The organism is Desulfonatronum thiosulfatophilum (genome assembly GCF_900104215.1).
GTDB classification, from domain to species: Bacteria; Desulfobacterota; Desulfovibrionia; order Desulfovibrionales; family Desulfonatronaceae; genus Desulfonatronum; species Desulfonatronum thiosulfatophilum.
This window is the reverse complement of sequence record NZ_FMXO01000001.1, coordinates 63,519-88,393: the sequence shown is the minus strand read 5'-3', so window position 1 is coordinate 88,393 and position 24,875 is coordinate 63,519. Positions and strand designations below refer to the sequence as shown.

The window sequence follows — 24,875 nt, the reverse complement described above, 5'->3', positions numbered from 1 at the left end:
GTCGTTCAGCTTCGGCTAAAATACCTGCCGCAGAAGGTCTTCCTCGGTACTCGGCCCTTTATTTGCGCCGTCGATCATGGTGACGGCAACCTGTTGCGGCTGCGTACCTGAAATGAACGGCAAAAGAAAGCTCGTTCCCTTCCAATCCGGCCCGGCGATAAGGCCGCTATCCGGATCGATACGGGCCATGGTCAAACCGGAAGGCGGAGTGAAATTCTGCACTGGATAGTTTTCCTCGACTTGCTGGCGGTAGGCCAGCCATGCCGGTAAGGCAGCGCGGGATCCGGTTTCCAGCCTGCCCAGCGGTTGCAGCTGATCAAAGCCGATATAAACGCCGGTCAGAAGGTATGGAGTGTATCCGATAAACCAGGCGTCATGATGATTGTTGGTGGTTCCGGTCTTTCCGGCCACGGGTCGGCCCAGGGCCCGGGCGCGGCGACCAGTTCCGTCTCGGACGGCTTCCTGCAGCATCTCCGTGATGATGTAGGCATTCTGGGGAGATATGGCCGGCGTGGTTCGAACTTCGTTTTCCAGTAGTGGTTCACCCCAGGCTGTATGGACGGACAGAATGGTTCGCGGAGCTACCGTAGAACCGTCACGGGCAAATGCGGAAAAGGCCTGGCACATGTTCACCAGGCTGACGGAGGCGGAGCCGAGGCTGACCGCAAGGTCCGGCGAAAATTCACCATGAAGCCCCAACTCCCGAGCCCGATCGATAATTTTGTGTATGCCCACGGACTGGGCCACGCGAATGGTGACCAGGTTCCTGGACTTGACCAGCGCCGTGCGAAGCATGGTCGGGCCGTGAAATCGGCCTTCGAAATTCTCCGGCTTCCAGGTGTCCAGGGTGGCGGCATCCGTATAGACAATGGGGGCGTCCATCAGGATGGATGCCGCGGTGAAGCCGTTGTCCAGGGCGGCGGAGTAGACGATGGGCTTGAAGGTCGAACCGGACTGGCGCATGGCCTGGGTGGCTCTGTTGAAGTGGCTACGATGAAAACTGTAGCCGCCGACAAGGGCCAGGACGTCGCCGGTGTGCGGATCAATGGAGGCGAGAGCGCCTTCCGCCACGGGTTCCTGCTCCAGGGAAAGCTCCCACTTTCGTCCCAGAAGTGCCGCCGGAACGTCCGTGTCATCCATATCCAGGGACAGATCGTCCAGATTTTCTTCCTTGTCCGGGCGCAGGGCGGCCCAGACCACGTCGCCCACGTTCAGGACGCGCTGCGCGTCGCGTACAGGGGGAACGTCTTCAGGTGCCTTGGACGGATCAGGGGTTCTGGCCCATCCCATGGTCTGAACATCGATCCAGCCGTGATACGGCCCGAAGCGAACATAGGCCCCGTCTGAGCGCACGTCCGTGACCAGAACCCGGATCCAGTCGCCGGCCAGCAAGGCCGCCGGGGAAATTGCCTGCGATTCCAGAAAAGAGTCGGCATCCTGACCGGCAAGATTGCGGATCGGACCCTGCCAGCCTTGTCGCTTTCCGAGGGCGACCAGTTCATTACGCAGGGCGTTTTCTGCGGCTGTTTGGTGGTTCAAGTCCACTGCGGCCTGGACCTTCAACCCGCCGTTATAGACCTTTTCTTCTCCGAAGGTGGCGATCAGTTCCCGGCGGACCTCCTCCAGATACCAGGCGCCCTGTCTCCAGGAAGGGTCGCTTCCGGTGTCGAAGACCATGGGCTGTTCCAGGGCGGCCAGGTGCTCCTCAGCGGTAATCCAGCCCAGACTGAACAGGCGGTCCAGGACGTAGACCTGTCTGGAGCGAGCCCCGGAGGCGTTGCGCAGGGGATTGTTCATGGAGGGGGCCTTGGGCAGTCCGGCGAGCAAAGCCGCCTCGGCCAGGGTCAATTCATCGGCGTGCTTGTTGAAGTAGGTCCTGGCCGCGGCTTCGATCCCGTACGCTCCGGCGCCGAAGAATATCTGATTCAGGTAGATGGTCAGGATCTCATCCTTGGTCAGGTAATGCTCCAGGCGGTAGGCGAGGATGGCTTCCTTCAGCTTACGTTCATAGCTGCGCTCCGGGGTGAGGAGCAACGACTTGATGACCTGCTGGGTGATCGTGCTTCCCCCCTGAACGATGCCCCGCGCTTGGATATTGCGGATCAGGGAGCGCAGGATTCCGGAGATGTCGATTCCCTCATGGTGATAAAAGTTGCTGTCCTCCGCGGCCAGGAAGCTCTGGGTCACCTGCAGGGGCAGATCCGTAGATTCCACGAGAAACCGCCGCTCATTGTAAAAGTACCCGAGAACCTGCCCGTCTTGGGCCAGAACCGTGGTGACGAGTGAAGGATTATAGTCCGTGATTGTCTTGAAGCTCGGCAGATCACGGGCAGCCCAGAAATAGAGTCCGAAAAGTCCGCCGATTCCGGTGAGCATCAGGAGAACGACGAATGCGCTTCCTATGACGAGCAATTTTTTGCGCATGAAATGTATCTCTGTTCATCCGTCGGCAGCCCCCAGGCGGTACGCAACGTGTCGTACAGGGCGCGCAGAGCGGATGGATCGGTCTTGAACAGGGCGCACAGCCCCGCGGTTGAGGAAACACGGTTCACGGCCAGGCATTGGCGCGAGGAGAACGTGAACAATCCGGCGTTAATATACCAGAAGGGATAGAGACGGCAATAAAAGGGCCGGTCCGTTCTTGGAAGGATGCAACCTTCCGTTCCCAGAAATATGCAGCTTCCGTCTGAAGTCAAAGCCAAGCGACGGTGTGTTTCACCTTCCGGGAAAAGGACCTGGATGCGCTGGCGTTCTCCGGGAAACAGCCTGAAAAGCCCGTGCAAAAAGAAGTCGGTATTGGATGTCCGGGAATGCCCCGGAGTACCCAGGAGCAGAGCATGGGGCTCGAGGCGTGCCTGCTCTTCGAGACTGACCGGAAAACACGATTCCTCCATGGCCGGATCAATCCGACAACATGTCGGATGCAAAAGCGCGCATTCCGCGCAAATTCCAATTTCCGTTCGACCCGCCAAACCCACTCCGAATCAGCTGCTCCAGTCCATTGCCTTGCGATTCACAAATCCCATCTCTTTCCAATAAATCGCAATCGAAATCGCATCCCCGAAAAACATCAAGCAACCACCATCGCCACCCCTAAAGACATCCCATTCATTCAAACCAGCACGGCGCAGTATGTTTCACCCGGAAAACTTTACCCTTCCCTTGCCGAGGAGGTCATGAAGATGGACCATGCCGCGGAGCATTCCGGATGAGTCAACCACCGGCAGCACGGTGATGGCCGCGGATTCCATGATGTCCAGGGCCAATGCCGCGGTCTGATCCGGGGCAGCGCTGCGCGGCGCCCTGGTCATGACCTCCTCCACGGCCAGTTCCGGATCCAGGCGATTCTGGCAGACCAGACGGCGGATATCGCCATCCGTGAGAATGCCGGCGAGTCGACCGGCTTCGTCCTCCACGGCCACGGTTCCCAGACCGCCCTCATTGAGGACCGACAGGGCCTGATCAAGGGAAGCGCCGGAGCGGACCACGGGCAGCATGTCACGATGCATGACGTCGCAAATGGAGAGGCGGAGGCGTTGTCCCAATGCGCCGCCCGGATGGCAGCGTTGAAAGGCGCAGGCATCGAAGCGTTTCCAGTGGATCAGACATACGGCCAACGCGTCGCCCACGGCCAAGGCCGCGGTGGTGCTGGCCGTGGGAGCCAGACCGAGAGGGCAGGCCTCCTTGGGAACCGCCACCTTGATCACGATGTCGCACAAGACGGCCAAAGAAGAGCGTTCATTCCTGGTCAGGCCCACGATGCGCACGCCCAGGGAGCGCAACGTGGGCAAAATGGCGTTGAGTTCATCGGTCTCGCCGCTGTTGGAAATGGCCAATGCCACGTCCTCCGGACGGATCATGCCCAGATCGCCATGAGCCCCTTCCACGGGATGCAGAAAAAAAGCCGGGGTGCCCGTGCTGCTCAGGGTGGCGGCAATCTTGCGGCCCACCAAGCCGGATTTGCCCAGGCCGATGACCACGACTCTGCCGGAGCAGTTGGCCAGGACCTCCAGGGCGTGCAGGAAGCCTTGCCCCAGTTCGTCGCGGACAGCGGTCAGTCCGGAAATTTCGACGTCCAAAACCTCGCGTCCCAGGGCCAGCCAGTCTTGCCGCTCAGAAAGCGGTCCGGGAAGCTGATCAATTTCTCGGACCATCATCGGCACCTACGGACTAGCCGCAACATTTGTCTTCCAGACACATCTTGGAGCAGGAACCGTCCACGGCAACCGGATAATTCCCGTCAAAACAGGCCAGGCAATATCCGACATCTCGGCCGGTGGCCTGCAGTAGGCCATCGATGCTCAGATAGTGCAGGCTGTCCAGGCCGATGTAACGGGCAATATCCCCCACCGGATGGTTCGCGGCAATCAGTTCGCCCTTGGAGGAAAAATCGATGCCGTAATAACAGGGATGACGGATGGGCGGACAGCTGACGCGCATGTGAATTTCCCGGGCACCCAGCTCACGCAGCTTCTTGACCCGGGTGCGGATGGTTGTGCCCCGAACAATGGAATCCTCGATGATCACGAGGCGCTTGTTCTTGATCAACGATCTGACGGGATTGAGTTTGACCCGCACCCCAAAATCGCGCATGTCCTGGGAAGGCTGGATAAAGGTCCGGCCGATGTAGTGGTTGCGGATCATGGCCAGTTCAAAGGGCAACCCGGAAGCCTGGGCATAGCCCACGGCGGCGTACATTCCGGAATCCGGAAAGGGCATGATATAGTCGCCGTCCACGGGGGCTTCCTGGGCCAGCAATTCGCCCATCTGTTTGCGTGCGGAATAGACTTCCGTGCCGAAGACCAAGGAATCCGGCCGTGCAAAGTAGACCAGCTCGAAAATGCAGGATTTGGTCGGCGCGGGTTCGGCAAAACGCCTGGAAGTCAGGCAGCGGTCCTCGATGATGACCATTTCCCCCGGATCGATGCAGCGCAGATGCTCGGCCTCAAGCAGGTCAAAAGCGCAGGTTTCGGAAGCAATGACGTAGCTGTCGCCCATCCGGCCCAAGGACAGGGGGCGAAAGCCCAGGGGATCGCGCAGGGCGATGAGCTTGTTGTTGGCCAGGATGATCAACGAAAAGGCGCCTTTGATCCGGGAACAGGCCAGGGCGACTGCTTCTTCCAGGCCTTTGCCGTTCAGGTTCCGGGCGATCAGGTGGACGATGACTTCGCTGTCCATTGTCGTCTGGAAAATGGACCCCTGCTCCTCCAGTTCCCGGCGCAGAGCCTGAGCGTTGACCAGGTTGCCGTTGTGGCCGATGGCTATCCGGAAGTCCCCGAAACGGACCATGAACGGCTGGGCGTTGCGCAGCAGGGAGGCTCCGGTGGTGGAGTAGCGAATGTGGCCGATGGCCGTGTCGCCCTTGAGCTCCTTGCCCAGGTGACGTTCGTTGAACACGTCGGCCACCAGTCCCATGCCCCGTTGTTCCCGGAGGTTGGCTCCGTCCCAAGTCACGATGCCCGCGCTTTCCTGACCGCGGTGCTGCAGCGCGTACAGGCCGAAATAGGCCATCCTGGCTGCTTCCGGATGACCGGAAATGCCGACAAGTCCGCAATATTCTCGTTTCATAAAATGCCTTTTGGATGAGTAAAACGAACCGTGCTCAACCGCGATGATACTCCTGCAGACTCTTCACTTCCAGCCCCCGGCCCCGGAGTTCCTGGAGGGCCTGGGCCATGGCCCTGGCTCCGGCCAGGGTGGTGGTGTACGGGATGCCGTAGAGCAGGGTGGTCTGGCGGATCGATGAGGAGTCGCGGATGGTTTTTTTCTTGCCGGAGGAGGTGTTCACCACCAGGTCGATGGCCTTGTTCTTGATATGATCCACAACGTGAGGTCGGCCTTCGTGGACCTTGAAAACCTGTTCGGGGTGCAATCCTTGGTCTTGAAGATAGACCGCGGTGCCCCGGGTGGCAAGAATGCGGAAGCCGAGCTCCTGAAAAACACGGGCCACGGGCAGCATCTCTTCCTTGTCTTCGTCGTTCACGGAGATGAACACCGTGCCGGATTCCGGCAGCCGTTGCCCGGCGGCCAACTGGCTTTTCATGAAGGCCAGGCCGAAGCTTTCGTCAATGCCCATGACCTCGCCGGTGGAACGCATCTCCGGCCCCAGCAGCACGTCCACCCCGGGGAAGCGGCGGAAGGGGAAGACGGACTCCTTGACGGAAAAATAATTGAGGGGGCGCTGTTCGGGAATGTTCAGATCCCGCAGGCGGGCACCGAGCATGACCCGGGTGGCCAGTTTGGCCAGGGGCAGACCCGTGGCTTTGCTCACGAAGGGCACGGTGCGTGAAGCGCGGGGATTGACCTCGAGGATGTAGATGGTTCCGCCCTGGATGGCATACTGGATGTTCATCAGTCCGACTACGCCCAGTTCCCGGGCCAGAGCCGCGGTCTGGCGGCGGATTTCGGCGATGATTTCTTTGGGTAAAGTGTGGGGCGGCAGGACGCAGGCCGAATCACCGGAATGAATTCCGGCTTCCTCGATGTGCTCCATGATGCCGGCGACATAGGTGTCTTCACCGTCGCTGAGCGCATCCACATCCACCTCCACGGCATGCTGCAGGAACTTGTCGATCAGGATCGGATGGCCGGGGCAGACTTGGGCGGCTTCGGTGAAGTACGAGCGCAGCTGGTTTTCGTCAAAGACGATTTCCATGGCCCGTCCTCCCAGAACATAAGAAGGCCTGACCACGACCGGGTAGCCGATGCGTCCGGCAATGACGATGGCTTCATCCGGAGTCATGGCCGTGCCGTTGTCCGGTTGACGCAAGTCCAGTTTCCGGAGCATGGCCTGGAAACGCTCCCGGTCCTCGGCACGGTCGATGCTGTCCGGGCTGGTGCCCAGGATGTTCACCCCGGCCCGCATCAGGGGCACCACCAGGTTCAGCGGGGTTTGCCCTCCGAACTGGACGATGACTCCCTCGGGTTGCTCCTGTTCAACGATGTTCATCACATCTTCAAAAGTCAGCGGTTCGAAATAGAGACGATCGGATGTGTCGTAGTCCGTGCTCACGGTCTCCGGGTTGGAATTGACCATGATCGATTCCACGCCCATTTCCCGCAGGGCGTAGGAGGCGTGGCAGCAGCAGTAGTCGAACTCGATGCCCTGGCCGATGCGGTTGGGTCCGCCTCCCAGGATGATCACCTTGCGTTTCTCACTGGCCCGAGATTCGCTTTCCTGCTCGTAGGTGGAGTAGTAGTACGGCGTGTACGCCTCGAATTCCGCGGCACAGGTATCCACCAGCTTGTACGTGGGCACGATGTCCAGCTCCTGGCGCATCTTGCGGATGTCGGTTTCCGAACGCTTCCAGGCTACGGCAAGCTGGGCGTCCGAAAAACCCATCTCCTTGGCCTGGCGCAGAATGTGCGGCATCTTGGGATTGGCCGCGGACAGGCTCTCGGAGAGGGCAAAGGCCTTCAACTCGTTTTCAAAGGCAACCACTTCGGCAATCTGGCGGATAAACCAGGGATCGATCCCCGTGGCTTCCTGAATTTCGGTCTCGCCCAGTCCGGCCACCAAAGCCTGGCGCAGGATGAACAGGCGTTTTGAATGGGGCAGACGCAATCCGGCAAGAATGGTTTCCTGGTCCGGCACCTGCTGGGAAAAATCCGAGCATAAACCGGTCACCCCCACTTCCAGGGAGCGCATGCCCTTTTGCAAGGCCTCCTTGAAGGTCCGGCCGATGGCCATGGTCTCCCCGACGCTCTTCATGGACGTTGTCAGGTAGTCCTGGGAACCGGGAAATTTTTCAAAGGTGAAGCGCGGAATCTTGATCACGCAGTAGTCAATGGCCGGTTCGAAGGAGGCCATGGTTTCCCGGGTGATGTCGTTGGGCAGTTCGTCCAGGGTGTAGCCCACGGCCAGTTTCGCGGCGATCTTGGCAATGGGAAATCCGGTGGCCTTGGAGGCCAAGGCCGAGGACCGGGAGACCCGGGGGTTCATTTCAATGACCACCATGTCGCCGTTGACCGGGTTGATCGCGAACTGGACATTGGAGCCGCCGGTTTCCACGCCGATTTCGCGCATGACGTCCAGGGACGCGTTGCGCATCCGCTGGTATTCGTCATCCGTCAGGGTCTGGGCCGGGGCCACGGTGATGGAATCGCCGGTATGCACGCCCATGGGGTCCAGGTTCTCGATGGAACAGATGATCACGGAATTGTCGTTCTTGTCCCGCATCACCTCCATTTCGTATTCCTTCCAACCCAGGACGGACTCCTCGAGCATGACCTCGGTTTTCAGGCTGGCGGTCAAGCCCTGTTCGGCCATGGATTCCAGGTCCTCCTGGTTGTAGGCGACTCCGCCTCCGGTGCCGCCCAGGGTGAATGCCGGGCGGATGATGATCGGAAAGTCGATTTCCTTGGCGGCCTGACGGACCTGATCCATGTTCCGGGCGATCAGGCTTTTCGGGACCTGCAGGCCGATGTTCAGCATGGCCTGCCGGAATTCCTCCCGGCTTTCGGCCTTGCTGATGGCCGGCAGAGAAGCGCCGATCAGTTCCACGCCGTATTGCTCCAGAACTCCGGATTCGGCCAGGGCCACGGCGATGTTCAGGCCGGTCTGCCCGCCCAAAGTGGGGAGCAGGGCGTCCGGGCGTTCCCGGGCAATGATTTTGGCGACCACGTCGGGGTCAATGGGCTCAATGTAGGTTTTATCGGCCAATTCGGGATCGGTCATGATGGTGGCCGGATTGGAATTGACCAGGATGACTTCATAGCCTTCTTCCTTCAAGGCTTTCAGGGCCTGGGTTCCGGAATAGTCGAACTCGCAGCCCTGACCAATGACGATGGGGCCGGAGCCGATGAGCATGATGCGGCGGAGGTCGGTTCGTTTGGGCATGTTGAAATGTCTCGGATGGGTTGCGGGTGTGGATGATGGATTGAATGTCCCGGTAAAGGCGGAAGTGCCGTGCAATGCGTTGCTCGTTCGGCTTCACGTGCGGTGTTGCGGCGACAAACCGAACTGGAAACGTTTACTCGAGACTGATGGCAAAGGCAAATCATCGCAAATCGGTCACAACCGAAGGTTCATGCTTCAGAATAAATGTTAATCGGACATTGACACAGCAACTTGCCCTTTTTCATGAACGATGTCCTTTACCGAAACAGGATCAGGAAGATCATGAGACATTACCCGTTTCCTTCATTCAGGCATCACGGAAGAAGGCCCAGTAATTTCATGGTTGAGTTTCGAAAAAACAGGTTGAAGTGAACCTGTTTTTGTTTTAGTCGCCTGTTGGAACAAACTGTGTTTTTTCAGTGGTGTGATCATGGCGGCATTCTTGCCGCTGGGGAAGCGCAACCTGCAGAATTTTGAACATGCATCTTGTGTAAAGAGAAAAGTGTTCCTCTCTTTCGCAGAATTCTACGCAAATGCCTTCGGCGAAAGCCGGCCCCGGAGCCTTTTGTCCGCAAGATAAATCTGATTGTAGTAACTGTTCGACACATCCTTACGAGGGCTACACAATTTATCCCGTACTGATAAAAGGCAACTCATACCAGAAAAACGAACCTCTCACTGCGCTGCCTCCGGCTCCGACAACGGGTGTGCGGCGGACAACCAATTGACATGAGGATTGATCATGAACGAGGTATCACGTCCCTGGACCAAATATTACGATTCCCAGGCTTCAGCCAATTACGAGCCGCCGGTCATGGCGATTCCGGAATTGTTGCGTCAGGCGGCGCAGAAAGATCCGAACCGCAAGGCCGTGGTTTTTCAGAACTGGTCCATGACCTACGGCGAGTTTGATCGACTGGCCGGAGTCATGGCCGCGAACCTGCGTGCGATGGGACTGCGTCCCGGGGCGCGGGTGGCGGTCCTGCTGCCCAATCTACCCCAGACCTTGATCACCTATTACGCCGTACTCAAGGCCGGGGGAGTGCTGGTGATGATGAATCCGCTGTACATGGAAAAGGAGCTGTACGATCAGCTTGCGGACAGCGGAGCCGAATTCATGGTCACCCTGGATTTGCTCTGGTCGAAGATCGAAGGGCTGCGCAGAAAAGTGCAACTACGCAAGATTGTCGTCACCAGCATTGCCGACGCCTTGGGGTTTCCTTTACGCCAGCTCTACAAGGTCAAGGCCTGGAAGCAGCGAACCGGCACGGACGTGCCCTACGGCGATGAAAACGTCGTCAAATGGAAACAGATCGTTCAGGGGCGGGAAACCTACTCCCATGTATATTCCGATCCACACCATGATGTGGCCATGCTTCAGTATACCGGCGGCACCACCGGCGTGCCCAAGGGCGTGATGCTCTCCCACTACAACCTGACCGCCGATGTCCAGCAGTGCCTGGCCATGCTGCCCAAATTGAAAACCCAGCAGCATACTCTGCTCGCGGTTTTGCCGTTCTTTCACATCTTCGGCCTGACCGTGTGCATGAATCTTTCCGTGGCCCTGGCCGCCACCATCATTCCTTTTCCCCGGCTTGTGGTGGACGATCTGCTGAAGGCGATTCAGAAGTACAAGCCCACCATCTTTCCCGCCGTACCGGCCATTTTCGTGGCCATGATCCAGCACAAGAAACTGGCCCAGTACAAGTTGTCCTCCATCGACTATTGCATCTCAGGTTCCGCGCCTCTGCCCGTGGAGGTGATGAACAAATTCGAAAGCATTACCGGTGCGGAGATCATCGAAGGCTACGGCCTGACGGAAGCCGCTCCCGTGACCCATCTCAATCCCCTGGACGGCCAGCGCAAGCCGGGCTCCATCGGCATTCCTTCGCCGGGTACCGATGCGGCCATCGTGGACATGGAGGGCGGCGCCGTGCCGGTTCCGCCGGGCAAAATGGGTGAACTGGTGGTTCGCGGGCCGCAGGTGATGCTCGGCTACTGGAATTGTCCGGATGAGACCGCCTGCACGGTGCGTAACACCTGGCTGTACACGGGCGACATCGCCACCATGGACGAGGACGGCTTCTTTTTTATCGTAGACCGCAAAAAGGATCTGATCATTTCCGGCGGGTACAACATCTATCCCCGAGACGTGGACGAGGTTCTTTACCAACATCCCAAGGTCAAGGAGGCCGTGGCTGTCGGTATTCCGCATCCGACCCGGGGCGAAATCGTCAAGGCTTATATTGTACCAAAGGACGGGGAATCTATTGAACAATCAGAAATAATTGAATTCTGTTCCCAGAAGCTGGCCAAGTACAAGGTTCCCAGGCGGGTGGAATTCCGAACGGAGTTGCCCAAGACCCTCGTCGGCAAGGTGCTGCGCAGGGCATTGCAGCAGGAGGAGATGGAGAAGGCCCAGTGCCGACGCAAGGGCGGGGATAGAAGGGCGAAAGAGTAAATGCCGGGCTTCAGGGCTGCGCGCCCAGCCAGTCCAGCATCTCCAGCGGACTCTCCAGAACCTTTTGCGCTCCGCACCGAAGCAGCTCCTCCCGGCCTCGAAAGCCCCAGCCGGCTCCCAAAGCGGTCATCTTGGCGGAGCGGGCCGTCAGCATGTCCGCATCCGAGTCGCCGAGAAAAAGGATCCGGTCCGTGGCAAGCTCGAGGTGTGCGGCAATTTCCAGGGCTGCCGTCGGGTCCGGTTTGCGCGGCCTTTCCGGTTTCGCGCCCATGACCGTTCGAAAGTTCGTGGAGGGAAAAAAATGCGCCACCATGGCCAAAGCGGCGTCTTCCGGCTTGTTGGTGAGGATCGTCATGGGAATGTCCCGAGCCTCCAGTTCGCGGATCAGTTCCGAAACCCCGGCGTATGGCTTGGTTTTATCGGCCCAACGCCGCGCGTATTCCGCTCGCATGTCCCGCACGAACCGGGCAATATGCGACTCCTCGCGAAGTTCTTCAGGCAGGGCCCGCGTCACCAGCATGGTCACGCCGTCCCCGACGAACCGGCGATAGGCGGAGACCGGGTGCGCGGGGAGGTTGCCGCGGGTCAGCACAGTGTTCATGGAGTCGGCCAGGTCTTCAAGGGTGTTCAGCAATGTGCCGTCCAGGTCGAAAATCACGCCGTGGTGGGAGTTGCGAGGGACCATCTCTGTTCCTTTAGAGGTTTTTGTGAGTCCATGTTTCGTTGTCTCAGCAGCGTTCCGGCTTGTCTCGATTTTTCGGCCTCGCAACTCCTTCGCCGGCTTCGTAACATCGAACCATTGCTCGAATGAACATCAATTGGCGCTTCAGGCGTTTGGCAATGGTTCGATGAACGAATCCTGGCTCAGTCAGACAAGCGATGCCAAAAATCGAGACAAGCCGGAACATTCCGAGTTTTGTCATCAAAGAGGCAAGTCGTTACGTTTCGTTGGATATTCAGGATCATATGCTCAGCAAGTAATCGCATTTTGCCCGGATTTTTTCCGTACGTCGAGTCCGTGTCTGGACGGACAAGGTTCAGAGGCGGCGTTGTGATTGTGCTGGAGGTCGTGTTGCACCGGAAATAAGCTGAAGTCTGAATCGTGTCAGATCGCGTTGCTGTGCCGGAGCCAGAGACGCGGAGCGATGAACAATTCAAAGGGAGACGGGGATGACCGTTGCATGCAGATTTGGCCTTTGGGGATTGTGCTTCCTGTTGCTGGTTATGCCGGTCCAGAGCCTGGGAGGAGAACCGATCCGGGTGGGCATGTCCGGCGCGTTCAGCGGTCCGATCCGGGCGCTGGGCATTGAAGTGTACCGGGGGGCCATGGCCTATTTCGAGCATGTCAACAGCCAGGGGGGAATCAACGGACGCCCCGTGGTGTTTTTGGCTTATGACGATGCCTATGACCCGGCGATTACCCTGGAAAATACGCTTAGACTGGTGGAGCGGGATCAGGTGGATGTTCTGTTCAGTTTTGTCGGCACCCCGACAGTGAGTCGCATCCTCCCGCTGCTCAAAGTGTATGAGTCACGGAATATTCCTCTCTTTTTTCCGGTCACCGGAGCCGAACCGCAGCGCCGGCCGCCCTATGAACAGTTCGTCTACAATCTTCGGGCTTCCTACAGTCAGGAGGTGGAGGCTCTGGTTCTGGAATTCATCAAGCTGGGCAAGACGCGATTTGCCATCCTGTATCAGGCCGACTCCTACGGCCGCAGCGGTTGGGACGGCCTGCGCAACGTCCTGCAGCGGCATTCACTGAACATTGTCGAGGAAGCCACGTTTCGACGCGGGTTCCAGTTTGAGCAAAGCATGGAGGAGCAGGTCGACATCCTGCGCAAGGCGAATCCGGAAGTGGTGATCAGCATCGCCACCTACGGCGCGGCGGCCGCGTTCATCCGTGACGCCCGCGACCAGGGCTGGGACGTTCCGGTAACCAATGTGTCCTTTGTGAGCAGCGAGAGCATGCTCGACCTGCTGCTGGAACAGGAACAATTGACCGGCGGCAGTTACACGCACAATCTGGTCAATTCCCAGGTGGTGCCCAGTTATGAGGATTACTCCATGTGGGGCGTCATGGAGTATCGTTGGATCATGGACAATTGTTCATGCGAGCCGCCTGTGCAGCTCATGCCTGATCCGTATACGCCGCGCCGATACAGTTTCGCCGGTTTTGAAGGGATGCTGAACGCAAAAGTATTCACGGACATGGTGCGAAAAATTCCTCTTGATCGGCTGTTTGAAAAATCGCCGGCGGATGCGAATTACGCGCTGCTCATCCATCTGGGCATCGGCACGCCGATTGTTCTTGGTCCCGGTCATCGCCACGGGATGGACACTGTCTATTATGCAACTGTCCGGGATGGGCGGTTCGTGCCCTTGACGGATTGGAACGAGTTGAGTCAGCAGGAGCGCCCATGAAATCTTCGAAACTGTTCCGCAAGGCATTGCTGGCCATGGTGCTCGTCTTCGGCGCCATGGCCACGGGTTCGTCCTTCTATTCCGGTTGGACTCTGTACCGGCAATTGATGCTCGAAAACGAAAGCAAGGCCGTGGCCATCGCCCGGAGCATCGCCAATTCCAGCACCGAATTGCTGCTGGGCCGCGATGCGGCCACCCTGCAGGGGGTGATCGACCAGTACCTGGAAATCAAGAACGTGGCCTACGTTTTTGTTTATGACCGCTCCGGCGACGTGGTCTCCCATACCTTCACGCCCAGGGTTCCCGAGGAGTTGCTGGGACTGTACGAATCCTCCTTCACGGACGGGACGCTGCACCACGACGTCATCGTCCAGAAGGTGTCCCTGTCGTCCATGGGCAGGGTGCTGGACATTTCCCATCCCATTCTGGGAGGTCTTGCCGGCGACGTGCATGTGGGCATGGACCTGGACAGCATCACCGCCTTCATCTGGAGGGAAGTGCTCTTGCAGCACGGCATATTCATCCTTTTTTTTCTCGTGGGCATCAGTGTGGCCTATGTGATGATGATCCGCATTTCTTACCCTCTGACACAGCTCACGGAGTATGCCAAACGAGTGGCGGATCATGATTTCGACGCGCCGCTGCATATCCGGTCCAAAGATGAGATCGGAGATCTGGCCATGACCATGCAGCATATGGCCCGCCAGCTCGAGGAGATGATTTCCGGGCTGCGCGGGCGGATTCGAAAAGCCACCCGGGAAATCCAGGAGAACCTGATTTTTTTCAACGCCATCTACATGAACATGGCCAACGGCATGGTCGTCTACGATCTGCATGGCAATCTGCAGCAGTTCAATCCCGCGGCCCGCGAGATGCTGGGACTTTCCGAAACAGAATTCGCGACGAAAAGCATCTCGGAACTGTTCGGGGACGAAGTGGGGGACCACATTCACTCCATGATGCGAATGATTCGTGCTCAGGAGTTTGAATCCAATTCAGGCTCCCTTGACGGGGGCGTCCATGGCCCGGAACAAAAAATGCGTTTTCAGGCGATGATCCAGAAACATGATGGAAAAAAAATGGACATCGAGTTGGTCACAACGACATTACGGGTGAACGATGAATGCTTTTTCATTATACTTGTCCGGAATATTACGGCCGCGAAAAGGGCGCAAAGGGCCTTGAAGCATGCCCATCTCGTCCTTGACCGACGTGTCAAGGAGCGGACAAGCGAACTGCACGCCGCCGTGGACAAGTTGCGTGCGGAAATGAATGAACGTTTGAAAGCTGAGACGGAACTGCTCCAGGCCAAGGAGGCGGCCGAGGCGGCCAACAGGGCCAAGAGCGAATTCGTGGCCAATATGAGCCATGAAATCCGGACACCCATGAACGGCGTGGTGGGCATGACCGAACTGCTTTCCAGGACCGAACTGACCGATCAGCAACGCCACTTTACCCAGACGGCTAAAAAATCAGCGGAAGCCCTGCTGGGAATCATCAATGACATTCTTGACTTTTCCAAGCTCGAGGCCGGCAAGCTTTCACTGGAATCCATTCCCTTCAATCTTCGCGTAATCATCGAAGAAATGGCCCATCTGCTGGCAGCCAGGGCCGAGGAGAAGAACCTGGAGTTCATTGTTCGTTATCCTCCTTCCTGCCCGGACAAATATGTCGGTGATCCGGGACGGATCCGCCAGGTGCTCACCAATCTGCTGGGCAATGCCATCAAGTTCACCGCGCAAGGCCACGTCTATCTGGGAGTGGATTGCATGGAATCGAGTCCGGGGAGCTATCAGCTGCGGATCACTGTGGAGGACACCGGTATCGGGATAGATTCCCAAATGACCCGCCGGATCTTCGAATCCTTCACCCAGGGTGATCAGTCCACCACGCGCAAGTACGGCGGAACGGGTCTAGGGCTGTCCATCACCCGGCAGATCGTCGAATTGATGAACGGAACCATCCAGGTCCAAAGCAGGCAGGGACAGGGATCGACCTTTACGGTGACTCTGGATATGCCCCAGGCGGAACAGGAAATCGACGAAATCCCCACCAACGTGAACATGGATACCCTGCGGGCTCTGGTCGTGGACGACAACGCCGTGAATCTGGAAATCCTCGAAGAGCTTCTTGCCGGCTGGGGAATTGCCTGCGCAACCACCACTTCCGGCGAGAATGCCCTGGAACTCCTGCGCCGGGGCATCCGGAAGGAAAGATCGTTTCATATTGCCATCCTGGATTATCATATGCCGGGAATGGACGGCGCGGATCTGGCAGGGCGGATCAAGGCCGACCCGGAGCTGGCCGGAACCAAACTGATTCTGCTCAGCTCCATGGGCCAGCGAGGGGACGCCAAACGGATGGAACAGATCGGTTTTGCCGCCTACCTGATCAAGCCGGTTCTGCAATCGCATCTTTACGACACTCTGGTTCTGTTGGCCGGCCACGATCAGCCAGAAGGCGCTTCCCTGATCACGAGGCACCGCATTGTCGAAGCCAGGGCTGCCCAGGCCAAGCGTGACCACGGACAACACAGGCTGTCCGGCACGGTGCTGCTGGTGGAGGACAATCCGGTGAATCAGGAAGTTGCATCCGGCCTGTTGCGCGAATTCGGCCTTGCCGTGGATCTGGCCGAAGATGGGTTGAAGGCCGTGCAGGCGGTGTGGGACAAGCAGTACGATATTGTTTTCATGGATTGCCAGATGCCGAAATTGGATGGGTTTGAGGCGACCAGAAGAATTCGATCCCTGGAGTCCGGAAGCCGCCGGACTCCCATCGTAGCCATGACCGCTCACGCCATGGCCACGGACAAGGATAAGTGCCTGGCCGCCGGGATGGACGACTATCTGGCCAAGCCGGTCAAGACCGATGATCTGTACAGTGTTCTTGAAAAATATCTTTCCGCCTCGTTGCCGAAAGCGCCGGAGGACGCCGGGGCGGAGCGGTCCCGAACAGACCCGTCGCCAGACTTGTCTTCCACGATCCATAATAGGGCCATGGATATTTTCGGGAAACATACTCCGGCTCTGTTGGATCAATTGAAAATCGCGGTGGATGTTCGTGATGCGGAAAAAGCCCTGATGTGCGCCCATACCCTGAAAGGCAGTGCGGCCAATCTGCGTCTGGAGGAAGTGCGCGCCTTGGCCGAGGACATGGAAGCAGTCCTGGGACAGGGCGACTGGGCCGGAGCCAAGGCTTTGCATGCGAGGTCCGAAGCGCTGGTCGCGGACATGTTTCCAGAGCATGCCGAGAAGCAGCTCAGGGAGGACGGCCAGGATCTCGTTCCCGAGGAAAAGGCCATGCACGCCTTTGTCGAGGCGGTCAGGAATCAGGCTGGAGAAGAGATTGCGGTGTCCATGACCGCCCTGCAAAGCGCCCTGAAATCCCGGAATGTGCGCCGCATCGAGTCAGTCAGCGCGGAACTGGAATCGTTTTTCAATCGCGAGGGACGATCGGATGCCGCGATTTATGCCCGGATCTTGCGCGGCCATGCCGAGAACATGAACTTGTCCGCCTTGCGCAAGACACATGCATTTCTGAGTCGAATAGAGGAAAAGCAATGAGCATGAAGACGGTCTTGATTGCCGATGATTCGCCAAGCAACCTGCAGCTTTTATACACTATTCTCTCCAAATCCGGTTACGTGGTCCTGGTTGCCGAGAACGGCGCCGAAGTTTTGGAAATCATAGAGGAAGAAACGCCGGACATTTTTTTGCTGGACGTCATGATGCCCGGCATGGACGGATTGGAACTGTGCCGCAGGATCAAGCAGAGTGGCAGGTTCGCGGCCACGCCCATTGTCTTCATCACGGCCAAGAATTCCTCCGAAGATATTGTCGGCGGCTTCTCCGCCGGAGCCGTTGACTATATCACCAAGCCCTTCAACGAGGCGGAAATCCTGGCTCGCGTGCAGACGCACATTCGGTTGCACGACGTGCTTCTGGAACTGGAGCGATTGCGTCAACTGGCCCTGGATGCAAACCCTCTGACCCAGTTGCCTGGAAACAACACCATCCTCAGGGCGATCCGCGATGCGTTGAGGAGTAGTCAGGAAGTGAGCGTGGTCTATGTGGACATCGACAATTTCAAGGCGTTCAACGACAAGTACGGTTTTGCGGCCGGGGATCAGGTTCTGCGGTTCACAGCCAATAAGCTTGTCACGGTGGTGGAAGAGATTTGCGGCAAGGGGCAGATGGTCGGCCATGTGGGAGGAGACGATTTTGTCTTCATCGCCCCATCACACTGTACGCTGGATGCGGTCAGGCTGTTAATACGTGAGTTCGATCACGGCATCAGGAGCTTCTATGACACCCATGACCTGGAAAAGGCGGAAATCATGGTAGAGGATCGCACGGGGAACCTGCGGTCATTTCCCCTGATGAGCATCAGCCTGGGGGTGGTGGAGTTACAGCTCGGCGTGTTCAAGCATCATCTCGAGGTCGCCAGCATGTGCGCCGAAGTAAAATCAATGGCCAAAAGCATTTCCGGCAGTTCCTTTTTCGTGAATCGCCGCGAGCGCAACAAAAAATCCTCGCCGGAACGCGAAGCCGGCGATTGGGAGAGGGAGCCGGACCCGGACAAGCCGGACCTCAGGTGAGTAGTTACTAAGATTTTATGTTTATTTGGATCTGGATCATGTTTGCAGCAGATTTTGCATCGCCTGTTCCACTTCCTGAATGGAGACCGGTTTGGCCAAATAATCGTTCATTCCGGCTTTCAGGAATTTTTCCCGATCTCCAGGCATGGCATAAGCCGTTATGGCGATTATGGGCACATTCGGGTTGTAGAGGGTTCCGTCATGGGCACGGATGATTTCGGTGGATTCCACTCCGTTCATCACGGGCAGTTGGATGTCCATCAGCACGCAGTCGATGGTCTGCGATTCCATCAGGGCCAAAGCCTGTTTGCCGTCTTCGGCTTCATGGACAATGTAGCCATTTTTTTCCAGGAGCATCTTGAGAGCAAATCTGTTGAGATGATCATCCTCGACCAGTAAAATTTGTGCTGACATGGTATCATCCTAAAAGCGCAAGCTTTGTTTCAACCTCCGGCAGGACGAATATGGGCCGATGGAGGGAAGAGAGCAGAGGTAATACGGACATCGATTTGAGTAGGTTACCAATTTTTTGTCATATCCATTTCTCACTGCCGACAGTCTCTCTTGCAAGAACATTTGCAATCAAATCAACGTCTTTCTTTAAGCCGTGGTTCCCACGGCGCGATGAACGGATGACGGATTATTGTGTGCGGGATGGAGAAGTGGTATGGAAAACGGCTATTTCTTATATGCAACCAATCAAGAATGCAAACCTGTTCAACCATGATTGTCCAACCGCTTCAGAAACTTCAATCTCTTGCGCCCATTGCGCCGGAATGATTCGTTCAATCAAGCTATGAACGACTCCCGTCGCCGCGGGCGCAAAGACCACGATTCCCTGCGTATTGTTCGAGATCAACAACTGATCACATCCTGTGCCTTGGACGTCATCGAGACCGTGGAGCGAACCCGCGGCCTTCCGCTTCAACCCCGCGACAGGATGGCCCTGAAGCTGCTGACACCCAGAAATTCCGCGCTGCTGGTGCAACAGTCTCGCTATTACCTGGGCTGCCGGCAGATCAGTTTCGACATCCTGACCGATGATCTCGGCCTTGGCGCGCACAGACTGATTCCCTCCGGAGTCCATGTCCTGAACCGCAACGGAGTCTGGTGGAACGATTCCTACGGGATCGGTCGTTTTCTGTGGAACCTGTATGCGGGAGAGAACCCGAATGACGGCATTTGTCGGGTACTGGAACGCCTTTTCAAGTTTGAGGTATCCGGGATCTTCGGGCCCAGGGCTAACTTGTCAGTCCGGGACAAGTCTCGAACCATCGAAGGCGAGTTGCGTCCTGATCTGCGCTTGTACATCCACCGCCGGGAAGGATCCGTCGAAACAACGCTGCGCAAGCTGATCAAGGCCCGGGCCGTGTATCGTCCGCAGGATCTGGGCTTGGATCTCGAACCACAGGAATCAGGCCGGATCGCATTGCTATTCGGGAAGACGAAGCGGTATGCCGTCAGCTTTACGATGGTGAAGATCTAACTCGCGGGCAACACGGTTCCGAACCGGTCCGGGTGTGTTGAGGATATTGGGCGGAAAGATCATTGTTTTTGCATCTTTTGAAAGCTACCCGCTTGCTGTTATGTTTGTTTTAGCATAACGTTCCGCCATGAACAATTTACCACCTCCCTCCATGCGATTGCACATTTGGCTGGAGAATGACCAGGGAACCTTGATCGGCCTTGGCCGGGCCATGCTTTTGATCAAGATCAGGGAAAGCGGCTCCTTGCGCAAGGCCGCGGAGGAACTGGGCATTTCCTACCGGGCTGCATGGGGTAAAGTCAGGCAGGCCCAGGAGTACCTGGGCGAGGAACTGGTTCGCAAAAACGGCAAAGGATATGTTTTGACGGAAGCCGGGGAAAATTTGGCTCGCGGTTTTATGGAATGGTACGACAAGGTGGAGCGTTTTGCTCTCGACCAGGCCCAGGATCATTTTCCCTGGCCGGTACTGCCTTTTACCGTCAAACGATCCTCTCCACCACAATCCAATTCGGCAAGGTGACTGCATGCAAAATGAATCCCCAAATGTCCAAGTTGGTAAAAGGTCCTTTGACGATTTTCTTTTGATGGTTCGCGACTTTCACGGATCCGCTGCCCCGGGCTTGGTTCTTGGCGGTTTCATGGTCGAGGAGGCCAGACGGCATCTGCCCGAAGAAACGCTTTTCGACGCCATTTCCGAAACCACCCACTGTTTGCCGGACGCCGTTCAGTTGCTCACGCCCTGCACCATCGGCAACGGCTGGCTGCGAATCATCAATCTTGGTCGGTACGCCCTGACGCTTTACGACAAGTATGCCGGCAACGGTGTCCGAATTTTTCTTGATTCCCGAAAAGTCGAATCCTGGCCGGCCATGAAGATATGGTACATGAAGCTCAAGCCCAAGAAGGAACAGGACAGCGTGGCACTGTTTGAAGAGATCAAGGCCGCTGGAGCGAGCGTATGCAGCCTGGAGAACGTGCAGATAGCTGCGCATTTGCTGCAACGCCGGGGTCGGGGTGGAATCGTGGTCTGTCCGGTCTGCGGGGAAGCCTATCCCCAGTTGGATGGACGTATTTGCCGGGCCTGCCAGGGTGAAGCGCCTTATGTGGGAAACGTATCGACCATTGCTTCGCCTCCCCTCCGGGCGGTGCCCGTGGACCAGGCGGTGGGTCGCAAGGCCCTGCACGACATGACCCGGATCGAACCGGGCAAGAGCAAGGACGCCGTGTTTGTCCACGGCCAGGAAATCACTGTTGGGGACATCTGCCGGTTGCAGCAAATGGGGCGCATGCACGTTTATGTGCAGGACCAGGAAGGGGTGGAGCGAGAGGATGCCCCGGATTGGGTGCATGAAAACCAGGCCGCTGAATCCTTTGCCCGGGCCATGGCCGGGGAGGGTGTTGAACTGCGTCTCCCCCCCCGAGAAGGCAAGGTGGATCTCCTGGCCGCCCGGGACGGTCTGTTGAGCGTGGGCACGGATCTCCTGGAAGCCTTCAATCTTGTTCCGGACGTGATGTGCGCTTCACGCCACGACGCGGTGCTGGTTAAGCAGGGCATGGCCGTGGCCGGAACCAGGGCCGTTCCGCTCTACATTTCCAAACAGCATTACCTGCGGGCCATGAGCATCCTGGAGCAGGGGCCGCTTTTTTCCATCCTGCCCCTGCGCAAGGCACAGGTCGGGATACTGGTCACCGGCACCGAGGTTTTTCAGGGGCTGGTGGAGGACAAGTTCATCCCCATCGTCAGTTCCAAGGTGCAGGCTCTGGGCAGCGATGTGCTGGGTGCCAAAATCGTCCCGGACAGCCGGAGCGACATTGCCGCTGCCGTCCGGGAACTGTTGGATCTTGGGGTCGATTTGCTGGTCACCACCGCAGGCTTGTCCGTGGATCCGGATGACGTGACCAGACAGGCTCTTCTGGAGGCCGGAGCCGAGGATCTGCTGTACGGTACGCCGATCCTGCCGGGTACCATGACCCTTTTCGCCCGAATCGGCCAGGTTCAGGTGCTGGGCGTTCCGGCGTGCGCCTTGTTTTTCAAGACCACCAGCCTGGATCTGTTCCTGCCTCGTCTCCTGGCCGGACGGACGGTCACCCGGCGGGAACTGGCCCGCATGGGAGCCGGCTCCTTATGCATGCAATGCCGGACCTGTTCCTTTCCCAAGTGTCCCTTTGGAAAATAAACGTCTACATATTGTTGAGTTTGCTTGATGCTGGAAATAACAGTTTTTATCTGCGGGGCCGTGGTCATGATCCTGGAATTGACCGGATCACGGATCATGGCCCCATTTCTTGGCACTTCTCTCGTGGTCTGGACCGGCCTGATCGGAGTTGTTCTGGCTGCCCTCAGTCTCGGATACTGGTGGGGCGGACGTTTGGCCGATCGCAATCCGTCCATGTCGAGACTGGCCTGGATCGTCTTTTCAGCCGGCGCGCTGATCGCGCTGATCGCGCTCATTCAGGCGCCCATTCTCCGGCTGCTCCAGGCCCATGTATCCAATCTTCACCTTGGGGTGCTGCTGGGAACCGTGATTCTTTTCGCGCCGGCCAGCATTCTTTTAGGCATGATCGCTCCCTTTGCCGTCAAGATGAAACTTGCTTCCCTTGAACAGTCCGGTGCCGTTGTCGGTCGCATGTACGCCCTGTCCACCATCGGCAGCATCGTGGGGACGTTCATGGCCGGGTTTGTGCTGCTCTCGTTTTTCGGCAGCCTGTCCATCCTGCTGTTTCTCGGCGGGGTGATGACCCTGCTGGCCATGGCTCTGGCCCCCCGATCCGGGCTTGCGGTGAAATCCGCGTTTCTGGTCCTGGTGGTTCTGGGAGCCATGCTCCACGTCCAGCACAGACAGGCCCTCGCGGAGCGCGGCTTCATCGACATGGACACGACTTACAACCGCATCATTGTGGCCCGGGCCGTGGAAGAATCCACCGGAAGACAACTGCAGGTGATGTCCACCGGGCCGGGATGGTTGCAGTCAGCCATGTATCTGGATGATCCGTTTGAACTGACCTTGCCCTATACCCGTTTTTTCCGACTGGCCGAGGTCTATGTCCCAGCCTTTCGCCGTGTCTTGATGGTTGGCGGAGGAGGATACTCCTTCCCGAAATTCCTGATGCAGACCCGGCCGGATCTGGAACTGGACGTGGTGGAGATCGATCCTGCCTTTACCGCGTTGGCAAAATCATACTTTCATTTTTCGCCCGATGACCGTGTGGCCGTCCATCATCTTGATGCCCGTCGGTACCTCAATCAGGTTCACCAGCCCTACGATGTGATCATCCTGGATGCCTTCAACTCCCATTACTCCATCCCATATCAACTCACCACACGCCAGGCCATGCAGCGTATCGCCGCAAATATGGACGATAACGGCGTGGTGCTGGTCAATCTGATATCCGCTGTTTCCGGTGACCAGGGACGTTTTCTGAGGGCTCTTCTGGCCACCATGGAAAGCGTTTTCGTCCAGGTGAACGTCTATCCCGTCACTGAGCCGGACAATGACGCCTTGGTCCAGAATATCGTCCTTGCGGCCCGGAAGATCCCGGACACGACAACCCCTGCGTTGAACGACAATAACGGACTTTCGGATATAATCGCCAGCCGCTGGACACATCCAATCCCGCGCGACCTCCCCTTGCTCACGGACGCCCTGGCTCCGGTGGAGCGATATCTGCCCTAATTACGGCAACAGACGTTCATTCCGTAGCTGCCTATCCTCGGGTACGGGTATTCTTTGACTAGAATTTCTTCAATTCAAAGAGTTTCTTGGTCTGCGTGGATACGATGTGGAAATACTTGTCCTGGGGGATGTAGATGTAGGGCACGTCCTCCATCCGGCGGAAGAGAAAATAGGACAGGATCATTCGGTTCACGGCCTGGTGACCGATGATAATGATGTTCTCGGCATTGCCGCTGAGGTACAGGGCCTTCTTGATTCCCAGCTGGATGCGGGGCTGAAGAGTGATGTATCCTTCGCCTTCAGGATAGATGTAGCGGTACTTGTCCATGCTGCGGGCTACATGGATCTGCGGATGCTGTTTCCGGATTTCATCGTAGGTCATGGACTCGCAGATGCCGGCATCGATTTCATCCAGTTCCTTCAAGGGGACATGGACGGATTTTTCCTGGCAGGCTGCGATAATCTCGGCCATTTGAATGGTTCTGGTTTTTGTGCTGGTGAAGATGAACGGGACCTGAACGTTCTGAAAATGTTTCGCAAGTTGTTCCGCCTGATGCAGCCCCTTTTCAGTCAGTCTGGAGTCTCCGCCGATCCGGCGTTCCCGGTTAAAATACGTTTCTCCATGGCGGACAAGGTAAAGATTGGGAATCATGTCGGAAACGAGGATGTCGCGGATGCGGGGATAGTGGGGAATGTCATCCGTTACCTTTTCCCGCACCACTCGATTTTGAAGAGAGTTGAGGATGACGAAATTGTCCTCGGAGCGTAGCGTCTCATATTGGCTTTCATACAACTGAATCCGCTTTTCAAAATTTTGCAGAGCCTCCGGAAAGGTCATGTGCCCGAATTCGGAAATTTTGGTCTTGTGAGCAATGCTGGTGGCCAGCAATGTCTTGTCTTCGTTGATGCACTCGATGAACAGCACAGGAATGGGGCTCATGCCGCTGCAGATGGACATCCGCCGGGCCCGGGTGATGTTAGTGGCGTCGAGAAGAGCAATGTCTCCTCCCGAGGCAAGGAAATCCACTGCCGCTTGCATATTCTGGCGGGCGATCTGTTCTCGAATTTCTACGCCTTCATGATTTTCCGGGCTGAAGAAGTCTGCATGAGCCGTGTTGGCCGAGAGCATGCTTCTCCGGACCTCGCCGTTGTTGAATATCGAAACGGTAAAATTTTCCGCTTCCAGACTTTCCTTGAGCCGTAAGGCGATGGTCGACTTGCCTCGAGCCGGAAGACCGACCATGGCGATGCAGAGTTTTTTGATCGTAGTTTCCACTAAAGTTCTCCAGGATGAATGATCCACTGACATGTCCGGCTGATGATGCGACAGTTTCGTTCCCAACATCAAGATGTTGCCATTGCCGGATCTGAGCGACGAGGCGAAATTGGGAAAGCAG

General features: G+C 57.3%; 16 protein-coding genes. 8 read left to right on the top strand and 8 right to left on the bottom strand.

The genetic code is table 11. The annotated features are described in order from the left end of the window. Window positions 1-15: 15 nt before the first annotated feature. From BLP93_RS00340 to carB, 5 genes are all read right to left on the bottom strand, one after another. Entirely contained in the window at window positions 16-2,424 is a 2,409-nt protein-coding gene (locus tag BLP93_RS00340; RefSeq protein WP_092116069.1) for a penicillin-binding protein 1A, read from the bottom strand. Further along, complete coding sequence (locus tag BLP93_RS00335) at window positions 2,400-2,894, bottom strand: hypothetical protein (protein WP_092116068.1); 495 nt, start codon at window positions 2,892-2,894, stop codon at window positions 2,400-2,402. The genes BLP93_RS00340 and BLP93_RS00335 overlap by 25 nt, the downstream gene beginning before the upstream one ends. Before the next feature lie 243 nt (window positions 2,895-3,137). Next, window positions 3,138-4,157 (bottom strand): KpsF/GutQ family sugar-phosphate isomerase, encoded by a 1,020-nt coding sequence (locus tag BLP93_RS00330; RefSeq protein ID WP_244148599.1) that lies wholly within the window; start codon window positions 4,155-4,157, stop codon window positions 3,138-3,140. Window positions 4,158-4,170: 13 nt separating this feature from the next. Next, window positions 4,171-5,568, bottom strand: a complete 1,398-nt coding sequence (purF, locus tag BLP93_RS00325) for an amidophosphoribosyltransferase (RefSeq protein ID WP_092116066.1) — start codon at window positions 5,566-5,568, stop codon at window positions 4,171-4,173. A 34-nt stretch (window positions 5,569-5,602) separates the two neighbouring features. Then, window positions 5,603-8,839 (bottom strand): carbamoyl-phosphate synthase large subunit, encoded by a 3,237-nt coding sequence (carB, locus tag BLP93_RS00320; RefSeq protein ID WP_092116508.1) that lies wholly within the window; start codon window positions 8,837-8,839, stop codon window positions 5,603-5,605. A gap of 742 nt (window positions 8,840-9,581) precedes the next feature. On the opposite strand from carB, the gene BLP93_RS00315 reads away from it, so the two are divergent. Next, window positions 9,582-11,300: a long-chain-fatty-acid--CoA ligase gene (locus BLP93_RS00315; protein WP_092116064.1), complete on the top strand. Its 1,719-nt coding sequence runs from the start codon at window positions 9,582-9,584 to the stop codon at window positions 11,298-11,300. 10 nt (window positions 11,301-11,310) lie between these two features. Here BLP93_RS00315 and BLP93_RS00310 read toward each other — a convergent pair whose 3' ends face one another. Further along, window positions 11,311-11,985, bottom strand: coding sequence for an HAD family hydrolase (locus tag BLP93_RS00310; protein ID WP_092116062.1), 675 nt, complete (start codon window positions 11,983-11,985; stop codon window positions 11,311-11,313). Window positions 11,986-12,470: 485 nt separating this feature from the next. On the opposite strand from BLP93_RS00310, the gene BLP93_RS00305 reads away from it, so the two are divergent. The 3 genes from BLP93_RS00305 to BLP93_RS00295 are packed head-to-tail and all read left to right on the top strand — an operon-like array spanning window position 12,471 to window position 18,318. Next, entirely contained in the window at window positions 12,471-13,721 is a 1,251-nt protein-coding gene (locus BLP93_RS00305; protein WP_208596535.1) for an ABC transporter substrate-binding protein, read from the top strand. Beyond that, window positions 13,718-17,284 carry a response regulator gene (locus BLP93_RS00300; RefSeq protein ID WP_092116060.1) on the top strand — a complete coding sequence of 1,189 codons (3,567 nt, stop codon included), beginning with the start codon at window positions 13,718-13,720 and terminating at the stop codon, window positions 17,282-17,284. Before BLP93_RS00305 ends, BLP93_RS00300 begins: the two co-directional genes overlap by 4 nt. After that, window positions 17,281-18,318 (top strand): GGDEF domain-containing response regulator, encoded by a 1,038-nt coding sequence (locus BLP93_RS00295; RefSeq protein ID WP_092116058.1) that lies wholly within the window; start codon window positions 17,281-17,283, stop codon window positions 18,316-18,318. Before BLP93_RS00300 ends, BLP93_RS00295 begins: the two co-directional genes overlap by 4 nt. A 36-nt stretch (window positions 18,319-18,354) precedes the next feature. On the opposite strand, the gene BLP93_RS00290 is transcribed toward BLP93_RS00295, so the two are convergent. Further along, window positions 18,355-18,732, bottom strand: coding sequence for a response regulator (locus BLP93_RS00290; protein ID WP_092116056.1), 378 nt, complete (start codon window positions 18,730-18,732; stop codon window positions 18,355-18,357). 382 nt (window positions 18,733-19,114) lie between these two features. Between BLP93_RS00290 and BLP93_RS00285 the strand changes: the two genes are divergently transcribed. The 4 genes from BLP93_RS00285 (at window position 19,115) to BLP93_RS00270 (ending at window position 23,478) form a co-directional block, all read left to right on the top strand. Further along, window positions 19,115-19,804 (top strand): hypothetical protein, encoded by a 690-nt coding sequence (locus tag BLP93_RS00285; protein WP_092116054.1) that lies wholly within the window; start codon window positions 19,115-19,117, stop codon window positions 19,802-19,804. Between the two features lie 127 nt (window positions 19,805-19,931). After that, window positions 19,932-20,324, top strand: a complete 393-nt coding sequence (locus BLP93_RS00280) for a winged helix-turn-helix domain-containing protein (protein WP_092116052.1) — start codon at window positions 19,932-19,934, stop codon at window positions 20,322-20,324. A 4-nt stretch (window positions 20,325-20,328) separates the two neighbouring features. Then, window positions 20,329-21,981 carry an FmdE family protein gene (locus tag BLP93_RS00275; protein WP_092116050.1) on the top strand — a complete coding sequence of 551 codons (1,653 nt, stop codon included), beginning with the start codon at window positions 20,329-20,331 and terminating at the stop codon, window positions 21,979-21,981. Between the two features lie 27 nt (window positions 21,982-22,008). Then, window positions 22,009-23,478: a fused MFS/spermidine synthase gene (locus BLP93_RS00270; RefSeq protein ID WP_092116048.1), complete on the top strand. Its 1,470-nt coding sequence runs from the start codon at window positions 22,009-22,011 to the stop codon at window positions 23,476-23,478. Window positions 23,479-23,536: 58 nt separating this feature from the next. Here the strand turns inward: BLP93_RS00270 and BLP93_RS00265 are convergent, their stop codons facing one another. Next, window positions 23,537-24,754 carry a bifunctional nucleoside/nucleotide kinase/histidine phosphatase family protein gene (locus BLP93_RS00265; protein WP_279615046.1) on the bottom strand — a complete coding sequence of 406 codons (1,218 nt, stop codon included), beginning with the start codon at window positions 24,752-24,754 and terminating at the stop codon, window positions 23,537-23,539. Window positions 24,755-24,875 lie beyond the last annotated feature (121 nt).

Coding starts and splice junctions, on each gene's coding strand:
- BLP93_RS00340 (WP_092116069.1), bottom strand. CDS start 2,424: ATGCGCAAAAAATTGCTCGTCATAGGAAGCGCATTCGTCGTTCTCCTG.
- BLP93_RS00335 (WP_092116068.1), bottom strand. CDS start 2,894: ATGGAGGAATCGTGTTTTCCGGTCAGTCTCGAAGAGCAGGCACGCCTC.
- BLP93_RS00330 (WP_244148599.1), bottom strand. CDS start 4,157: ATGATGGTCCGAGAAATTGATCAGCTTCCCGGACCGCTTTCTGAGCGG.
- purF (WP_092116066.1), bottom strand. CDS start 5,568: ATGAAACGAGAATATTGCGGACTTGTCGGCATTTCCGGTCATCCGGAA.
- carB (WP_092116508.1), bottom strand. CDS start 8,839: ATGCCCAAACGAACCGACCTCCGCCGCATCATGCTCATCGGCTCCGGC.
- BLP93_RS00315 (WP_092116064.1), top strand. CDS start 9,582: ATGAACGAGGTATCACGTCCCTGGACCAAATATTACGATTCCCAGGCT.
- BLP93_RS00310 (WP_092116062.1), bottom strand. CDS start 11,985: ATGGTCCCTCGCAACTCCCACCACGGCGTGATTTTCGACCTGGACGGC.
- BLP93_RS00305 (WP_208596535.1), top strand. CDS start 12,471: ATGACCGTTGCATGCAGATTTGGCCTTTGGGGATTGTGCTTCCTGTTG.
- BLP93_RS00300 (WP_092116060.1), top strand. CDS start 13,718: ATGAAATCTTCGAAACTGTTCCGCAAGGCATTGCTGGCCATGGTGCTC.
- BLP93_RS00295 (WP_092116058.1), top strand. CDS start 17,281: ATGAGCATGAAGACGGTCTTGATTGCCGATGATTCGCCAAGCAACCTG.
- BLP93_RS00290 (WP_092116056.1), bottom strand. CDS start 18,732: ATGTCAGCACAAATTTTACTGGTCGAGGATGATCATCTCAACAGATTT.
- BLP93_RS00285 (WP_092116054.1), top strand. CDS start 19,115: ATGAACGACTCCCGTCGCCGCGGGCGCAAAGACCACGATTCCCTGCGT.
- BLP93_RS00280 (WP_092116052.1), top strand. CDS start 19,932: ATGAACAATTTACCACCTCCCTCCATGCGATTGCACATTTGGCTGGAG.
- BLP93_RS00275 (WP_092116050.1), top strand. CDS start 20,329: ATGCAAAATGAATCCCCAAATGTCCAAGTTGGTAAAAGGTCCTTTGAC.
- BLP93_RS00270 (WP_092116048.1), top strand. CDS start 22,009: ATGCTGGAAATAACAGTTTTTATCTGCGGGGCCGTGGTCATGATCCTG.